The 1,454-nt window shown below is 58.7% G+C and carries 1 protein-coding gene; it reads left to right on the forward strand.

Translation table 11 applies throughout. The annotated features are described in order from the left end of the window. Positions 1-20: 20 nt before the first annotated feature. The coding region (locus OPS28_RS11725; protein ID WP_265609653.1) for a condensation domain-containing protein at positions 21-1,454 on the forward strand (1,434 nt) is incomplete at its 3' end.

Raw genomic sequence — 1,454 nt, forward strand, 5'->3', positions numbered from 1 at the left:
TGGTACCGGGGAATGTGATAGTGGTGGCACAGTGGCCGCTGACCCCGAATGGCAAGATAGATAAAAAGGCGTTACCGGCCCCGGATGCGACGGCGTTGCAGGGGGCGTATGTGGCGCCATCAGGTGAGACTGCGGTGACGCTGGCGGGGATTTGGGCGGACTTACTGGGAACAGATGTCGCCAGCGTGAGTGCCACGGCCAACTTCTTTAGTTCAGGCGGACACTCGTTATTGACGACGCGGTTAGTGGCGGCCATCCGGCGAGAGTTTGGGGCGGATATCTCCGTGCAGCGGGTGTTTGAGCAGGAGACCCTGCAAGGGCTAGCGGGCGAGATAGAGGCGAGCCAGGCTGTGGGATTACCGGCGATAGTGGCGCAAGCGAGGCCAGACGGGCGTGCAGTGATGTCGTACTCGCAACAGCGTTTATGGTTTATCGACAAGTTGCAGGGTGGCACGCCGGAATACAACATGCCGGTGGCGTTTCATGTGGAAGGGGCGTTCGACCGTGCGTTAGTGGGCGAGGTGTTCAGCGCGATAATCGCCCGCCATGAAGTGTTACGCACGGTGTATGAAGAAGAGGACGGTCAGGCTTACCAGCGGATACGCGATATGGAGGAGGTGTCGTTCAGTGTGGCGGAAAGTGACGTCAGTCATCTCACGGGTGAGACACAGGCGGCAGCGGTGGAAGCCTACGTGGTGGCCGAGATGCAACGGGCGTTTGACTTACGCACGGATGTGATGGTGCGGGTCAGTTATATTCATACCTCCGCGAGCAGTGGTGTGCTGTTATTTAACATGCACCATATTGCGTCGGACGGGTGGTCAGTGGAAGTGCTGACGCAGGAGTTTTTCACGCTGTATGACGCGTACAGCCAGGGTAAGCCGGGGCCGCTTTCGCCGTTGGCGATACAGTATGCGGACTTTGCGCAGTGGCAACAGACGCATGTGAATGAGGCGCAACTGGCCGGGCAGTTGGCGTACTGGGAAACGCAACTGGCGGATGTGCCGGTGGTACATAGCCTGCCGCTGGATAAGGCGCGGGGCCAGGTGAAACAGTCCCGTGGCGCGATGGTGCGTGGCGAGCTGGATGCGTCGACGGTGGCGAAGTTAACGGCGGTGGCCGGTGAGCATCAGTTAACGCCGTTTATGTTATTGCATGGTGCGTTGGCGTTGTTGTTATCACGTCACAGTGGCAGTGATGACATTGTGATAGGGACGCCGGTGGCGAACCGGTTGCAGGCGGAGCTGGCACCGTTGATAGGGTATTTTGTGAATACCCTGGTGTTACGAACGGATATGCAGCATGCGGATGTGGCCGGGTATCTGGCGCATGTCAGGGCGGTGCACTTAGGGGCGCAGTCACATCAGGATGTGCCGTTTGAGCAGGTGGTGGAGCGTTTGAAGGTTCCGCGTAGCCAGGCACACAGTCCGTTGTTCCAGATAATGTTGACGATG

Origin of the sequence: Alteromonas sp. ASW11-130, from assembly GCF_026183735.1 — a bacterium.
In the GTDB taxonomy this organism is placed as follows: Bacteria; Pseudomonadota; Gammaproteobacteria; order Enterobacterales; family Alteromonadaceae; genus Alteromonas.